This window comes from Streptococcus sp. k-378, assembly GCF_013277505.1.
GTDB lineage: Bacteria > Bacillota > Bacilli > Lactobacillales > Streptococcaceae > Streptococcus > Streptococcus pseudopneumoniae.
In genome coordinates this window covers 1-4,857 of sequence record NZ_VMNC01000150.1, presented here as the reverse complement: position 1 = coordinate 4,857, position 4,857 = coordinate 1, and the positions used below count along the sequence as shown (strand labels likewise).

5 protein-coding genes and 1 pseudogene are annotated in these 4,857 nt (G+C 34.2%); 4 read left to right on the top strand and 2 right to left on the bottom strand.

Annotated elements, in window-relative coordinates:
* The coding region (locus tag HT719_RS10885) for a helix-turn-helix transcriptional regulator (protein WP_023942023.1) at positions 1-392 on the bottom strand (392 nt) is incomplete at its 3' end.
* Between the two features lie 190 nt (positions 393-582).
* Here HT719_RS10885 and HT719_RS11965 point away from each other — a divergent pair.
* The 4 genes from HT719_RS11965 (at position 583) to HT719_RS10870 (ending at position 4,065) form a co-directional block, all read left to right on the top strand.
* Positions 583-753, top strand: a complete 171-nt coding sequence (locus HT719_RS11965; RefSeq protein ID WP_001227862.1) for a PhrA family quorum-sensing system peptide — start codon at positions 583-585, stop codon at positions 751-753.
* A gap of 164 nt (positions 754-917) precedes the next feature.
* Positions 918-1,211 (top strand): hypothetical protein, encoded by a 294-nt coding sequence (locus HT719_RS10880; RefSeq protein ID WP_000748217.1) that lies wholly within the window; start codon positions 918-920, stop codon positions 1,209-1,211.
* A 6-nt stretch (positions 1,212-1,217) separates the two neighbouring features.
* On the top strand, positions 1,218-3,419 hold the full coding sequence (locus HT719_RS10875) for an ABC transporter permease (protein WP_000221426.1): 2,202 nt from the start codon (positions 1,218-1,220) through the stop codon (positions 3,417-3,419).
* Positions 3,420-3,423: 4 nt separating this feature from the next.
* Entirely contained in the window at positions 3,424-4,065 is a 642-nt protein-coding gene (locus tag HT719_RS10870; protein ID WP_000087002.1) for an ATP-binding cassette domain-containing protein, read from the top strand.
* A gap of 247 nt (positions 4,066-4,312) precedes the next feature.
* Here the strand turns inward: HT719_RS10870 and HT719_RS10865 are convergent.
* Positions 4,313-4,857 (bottom strand): annotated as a pseudogene (locus tag HT719_RS10865) (XRE family transcriptional regulator); the annotation flags it as partial.

The window sequence follows — 4,857 nt, the reverse complement described above, 5'->3', positions numbered from 1 at the left end:
GCCTCACACTTACTGTCATATTGATAGAAGTCAATAATAGCTTTAATCCATTCAAGGTAAGTTCGGTCTTCTAGTGTTAGAAAAGTACTTCGTTCAATCTCTATTCTATAAAGATATTCTAAATTGTCATAATTTCTGTCATCTAATAATCGAGCAGATAATTGCTTGAAATTAGAGAGGTTAGATTTAATTTCAATTTGTTCATTAAAAAAATAATCTAATGGCACTTCGAGTCGTTGGGAGAGTTTGAACAAAAGGTCTGCGGAGGGAATGAAATGCCCTCTCTCAATTTTACTAATCTGGCTTTGTTCACAAATTCCTTCTGCAAGAGTTTGTTGGGAGAGTCTCAACTCTTTTCTTTTCAATCTGAATTTCTCTGCGAGTGTATTCATTAAAAATAATAAACCTTCCTATTTGCTTAATTTCATTATAAAATTTTTAGTTCAAAATAGTAAGTTAAAGAAACAAATAATTCTTTATGGTAATAATAAGAAAAAAAGTTCAAAATGCAATAAAAACACTTGGCTAAATAAAATATATCTGTTAGAATAAAAACAAGGAAAAAGAAAGGGGTTTCATTGCATGAGAAAAAAACGTGGAATTAAAAAATTAGTTACATTTGCATTGCTAGGTGTTTTTATGTTTAGTAATACAATTCCTTACCAACAGTTTATTCAGAAGAATAAACAATTGGAGATTCGAGTGCAATCGCAAAAGAAGTCCAATGGTCTTGATGTTGGGAAGGCTGATTAGTTGATTAAATGATGAAAATACTATTAACTATATAGTATTTCTGTTTTATCTAATTTTTAATTAGAAAGAAGGGATTCCGATGTACTAGGGTATGATTTGTTGATATTTCTAAATGCAGTCATTGTTATTGTTAGATTTTAAGTGAAAGAAATGAGGGCTTTACGATGAAGAAAAGCATAAAAAAAATAATTACAACATCTTTACTTGCACTGACTTTAGCTGGTGCAGGTGGTTCGATTGTTTCAGCTGCAACAGTTTGGTATAAAGGTACTGCAGTTTATTGGGATTATGGTCGTACTGCTGGCCTTTGGAGCTATTCAAATGTTCAGTCTAGTGTTTACGAACACTCAGCAACTGCTAACGGGGCATTCTCAGGCTGGCAATCACCTGGAGTAGAAGCACGTGTTTCTAAATTCATCGGAACTGCTACAGCTGAATGTTACTGGAATTGTAGGTAAGTACCTATGACATACAAAAACATGTTATTAGGTAAAATGAAATACTTAATCCTGTTTTTGATTGCCATCCAGAGTGTCTTACTTGCTCTGGTGGCAATTTTTTTAGCAGGTTTACAGTATCAACAGTCATGGCAGAGTTATAATCATCATTCCGAAACTGTAACAGTTTATCTTCAGAAGTTAACAGAAGAGCAATCACAAGATGTATTTAATTATTTTTTAGAACAGAGTGACTTGTCCATATGGACAAAACGTTCTGAAAGTAGTGATACAGGAGAAGGTCTAAATAGGATTTATATAGACATCCTTGGCAGCTCTGCTGGTTTTTCAGATTTTGAAAGTACGGGTAAAATAGTAGTCTCACAACAACAATTTGCAGATTTATTATCTCATAGTGATAATAGTATGACTATTGGACTTGACAAAGGCTCAAATAATATGCTTTACGAGCTTCCAGATTTATTATTTAGCACACCTGTAGTCATTGAACGATTAGATTATACTTTTCAAAACACTAATACGATCAATGGGATATACCATATCAATGGTCTCCACGATGCTGTCTCAAGAGATAACTTTCTGTTGCATCTTTCAAAGATGTCAGGTATTTCTGTTGAGGATTTGACAAAAGAAAGTTTTGGAAGTAGTACTGATCAGGGAATTTGGGGAATAATACTTGCTATCAGCATCTTAGTAAATGCCTTCATTTTACTGATTCTATTCTTAATCTGTGTTCTTCAATCCTTTAAACATTTCGGAACATTGATTCTTTTAGGATGGGATAGAAAAGAATTATGGTCTGCTTTTTTCAAAAATTCTCTACTATTTTCAATCTACATTATTCCAATTATCTCTTTATGTAGTTGGTTGTTGTCAGGCTGGTCTAGTTTTGGTTTATCATCGTTTATTCTAGTTTTTGCTGGAGTCAGCCTCTCAGTCTTGTTGCTACTATTGATATTCATTATTCCAACGATTATTGTTTATTCGGTTTCTCCATTAGCCGCAATTCATAAACGATTACCAATGAAGCCTTTAATGGTAACCTGCTTGTTATTCTATACCTTGGTAGCTGGTTTGTTAATCGCAGTCAGTTACTCTTTAGATGCTCCAACGAATCAGTTTATTGATAATATGAAAGTATCTAGGGAGTGGAAAAATGTTGAAGATATGTACGTTATCTCCAGCTTTGTTGAGGGAGATGATGTAGGTACATATGCAGGAACTACAAATTCCCTTGAGCGTAGTATGTATAACTTTTACCAGCGTATATCTGAGCTTCCAGGTGTCTATATTGCCCAAGGAAAATTTCTTAATCAGGAGTACCTTGATGCAGTCTATGGGACATACCAACATGTCCCTAAAAAACCATTTTGGTATTTGAAATTCTCCTATAATTACCTGCAAGAGTTAGGTATTCCCCTAAGTGATGAGGAGTTGCTAGAGATGAGGAATGGTACTCGACTTTATCTTCTACCTAACACGCTCAATACAGAAGAACTTGAGGCGATGAAGGCTTATTTACAGGAAAGTGTCACTGTAAAACCGGGAGATTTACAAACTAATTTCACAGAAAATCCGAAATTTATGTTCAAGGTTTACCAACCGTCTCGACCAATATTTACTTGGTCAGATTCCATTTCTTATGGTACAACTAGTGAGAATCCAGTTATTTTTGTCTCAACACCAGAGAATCTATATTTCATGGAGTCGGCAAACTTAGTTGTCAGCGGCTATAATGGTCTTTTGAAGATTCGTGATAGGGAAACAATGGAACAGGTAGTGTCCGTTTTAGAAACAGAATTTCCAGATTTAACGGATAATCGGTTGAGTTTTACAACTGTCAAGAACTTTATCAATGGTCTTCAAAAAGATCTGAGTTATACATTTTATCTTTTCGGCACGATTATAGCGATTATCATCATTACGATGATGGCTATTTTCTGGAGTTTTGTCTTAATGTACCGCTTGTTATTTGAAGAAAAATTGTATGTTCAATACTTTATGGGATTCTCACCATGGAAAAGATATATTGGTGTGGTTTCTCTCATTATTAGTTTTTCTGTGATGGAACTAATCGTTTCTATCTTGGTGGGTTCTAAGTTGGGAATAGTCATGACACTAGCTACATTTGCTTTTCAGATAATGCTTCTTTACTTCAGTTTGTTCCGTAAAGAAGGAGAGAGTATCATACAATCATTTAAGGAGTAATCTCATGTCTAGAATTTCAGTACAAAATGTATCAAAACAATTTGGTTCAAGAGAAATTTTCAAAGACTTAAGCTTTGATATTGAGGAAAATGAATTTGTAGCTTTAGTAGGACCTTCTGGTTCTGGAAAATCGACTATCCTCAATATGATTGGACTATTGGATACTGTTGACAGTGGTAAAATCCTAATCAACGGAAAAGTTTTGCCTAAGGTAAATTCGCAATCAGCAGTTCATTATCGAAGGAATGTCATCAACTATCTTTTTCAATCCAATGCACTCATTTCTACATCTAGTGTGAAAGATAACCTGATGCTTGCCATGACTTTTTCGAATTTCTCTAGACAGGAGAAAGAGCAGAGAATCAAGGAAACGCTAGAATTTGTTGGTCTACAAAATCGGTTAAATAGTAAAGTCAATGAATTATCGGGAGGTGAACAGCAGAGAATTGCGATTGTGAGAGCTATTTTAAAGCCCGGAGATATTGTCCTAGCAGATGAACCAACCGGATCGTTAGATCCTGAAATGTCTCAAAAAGCATTCGATTTGATTCGAACTTTGAGAGATCAATTTGGTAAAACAATTTTGATTGTTACGCATAACATGGAGCAAGCACGGCAATGTGATAGGATCATTTCACTGGAGTAGGTTCTTGTAAATTAACTCAAGCATTATTAGCACTTGATACGGTTACTTCTGAACCCGTTTCAAAAGAAAACTATCTTTATTCCATGTTATTTTGAGAAAGATATTGTGAAAGTCAAATATGATGATAAAGTTGAGTGGAATTTGTTAGAATTTCAAAAATTTAGAGCATTTTTGGCTTAGTAATATGTGTTGAAAGCTCAAAATCTATGGTAAAAAGTAGCTTTGAAAACGTATTGCCTCCAAAGATTTAGTTAAATAATGATTTAATACAAAAAGAAATTATTGAAGTTCTGGAAAGATGTTGTTTCAGTATTGAGAAAAGGTGGGAAAAACTTGCGATTTTCACAGAGAAAGGATTGTTATAAATCTTGCATAGCTCTCTTGCTTCTATATAATAATTTTTGACTTGTTCTTTGCCAAGGAATTGTGTTCCACAATTTCCAACGAGAACGAGCAGGGGAGCTAGTTGGTAGCTTGTCTGTCTTTGTTTACAGAGTTCAATCGTCTCAAGAGCTTCTTGGATGGCTTCGTTATATTTTTCCTTTGATACTAGGTAGTGAGCGTAGTTGTAACGAACTCTGATGTAGCCAAATAAAAACTCTTGATGCTCAAAATTTTTTGTCTGATATAACTCCATCAAATGAGAGTAGTTTGCCTCATATTCTTGTTCACGACCCTCTAAGGAATAGAAATTAGATAGAGTATTCAAGGCCTTTAAATAAATCAGAGTATTTGAGGAGACTTTTAATAATATATTTTCCAATGAAGAAATAGCCTCACACTTACTGTCAT

What these genes read in the sequence shown, in the direction of transcription:
- HT719_RS11965 (WP_001227862.1), top strand. Translation starts at nt 583, where the DNA reads ATGAGAAAAAAACGTGGAATTAAAAAATTAGTTACATTTGCATTGCTA.
- HT719_RS10875 (WP_000221426.1), top strand. Translation starts at nt 1,218, where the DNA reads ATGACATACAAAAACATGTTATTAGGTAAAATGAAATACTTAATCCTG.
- HT719_RS10880 (WP_000748217.1), top strand. Translation starts at nt 918, where the DNA reads ATGAAGAAAAGCATAAAAAAAATAATTACAACATCTTTACTTGCACTG.
- HT719_RS10870 (WP_000087002.1), top strand. Translation starts at nt 3,424, where the DNA reads ATGTCTAGAATTTCAGTACAAAATGTATCAAAACAATTTGGTTCAAGA.